Here is a 1,208-nt window from a genome sequence, read left to right as displayed (position 1 = left end):
GATCGCTCCCACTCGGCTCATCGAAAAAGGCTGGATCAGCCACGGCCTGGTCCGCAAGGACACAAAACTCCTCGATACTCGCCATCTTCTTCGCGCGTGGAAAGGCGCGTTCCGCATCAAGGACGAAATCCGTTGTTTTCTTCCCTTCCTCACCGCGTCGCGCCCGCTGCTCATCCCAACGATCAAGCCAACTATGATACACTATGATTGTTTCCTAACTCACTCGCTTGCCATCGCCCAAATCCGGGATCAATCAGGCCGTATATCGCGAGCAGCGCTCCAATGCCCAGAAGGATCGAAAAGCCAGCAAATGCATCGATCAGCAAGTAGCCAGCCACGAGTAACACGACGATCGCTGCCATCCTCCACAAAGGCATAAAAAACCGACGTTCGACACCTAAACGGATGGAACCGTAGAGAAAAACAACACAAGTCGAAATAGCGATAAGAAGGCTACTGTAATGGGTCGGTCGACGGTAGCTGATCCCGGCGCTCACATCACTGCGTCCATAGAAGGCGGAAGACATATCGTTGACCAGCCAAGTCACAATATTTTCTCCACGCGATGTCAGATAAGCACTCTGGAGCTTCATGACTATAGCGATAAGAACACCCAAAACAGTGCATCGAAAAATTCCACGCATCACTCTGACGCTAGCTTCGTTGTGCTCGTGTTGATAATCCACTTCCGGCCCATTACTAGCTGATGCTCCAATTCTCCAAAGATCATGGATCACCGTATGGAGCAAAATTAGACCTACGAAGAACAGATAAAAGCACAGGCACATGTATAGGTAAGCGAGCCCGGTGAATACGACCGCTTCTGGCACCGATATGACCTCAGGGCGCACAATCGCTAACGAGCCCCAATCCGTCGCATAGTTGCCACCACCTTTCATCAGCGGGATCAATGACACGCCGATCCACTGAAAAAGACCGGCGAACAGCACGCAAATCAAAAATACCGCCCAATATGAATACGAAGAAGCTTCTACGCTGCGCGCCCAGCCATCGTCGCTTTCCATCTTGTCGCCCTGCGCTACAAGCTTTGGGCGGCCTTCATCTTTCCAAAAGGTCACTAGCTCGGTCACGAAGGCAAAAAACAGCGGCAAAAATACCATGAAGACGAATGTCCAATTCGCTGTCCAAAGAAACCCAACCTGCTTAACGACACCATCCGCCCGGGTATATGTCACGTTGTGTATGCC

Annotated in this window: 1 protein-coding gene and 1 pseudogene; both read right to left on the bottom strand. The window is 51.2% G+C overall.

The annotated features are described in order from the left end of the window. Positions 1-202 (bottom strand): annotated as a pseudogene (locus tag EOA49_RS32010) (dienelactone hydrolase-related enzyme); the annotation flags it as partial. Next, a partial coding sequence (locus EOA49_RS32005; RefSeq protein ID WP_127243603.1) for a hypothetical protein occupies positions 192-1,208 on the bottom strand: 1,017 nt, incomplete at its 5' end. The gene EOA49_RS32005 and the pseudogene EOA49_RS32010, both read right to left, overlap by 11 nt.

Origin of the sequence: Mesorhizobium sp. M1A.F.Ca.IN.020.04.1.1, assembly GCF_003997315.1 — a bacterium.
In the GTDB taxonomy this organism is placed as follows: Bacteria; Pseudomonadota; Alphaproteobacteria; order Rhizobiales; family Rhizobiaceae; genus Mesorhizobium.
The sequence above is the reverse complement of the archived record's forward strand: the minus strand, read 5'-3'. Positions and strand labels throughout refer to the sequence as shown.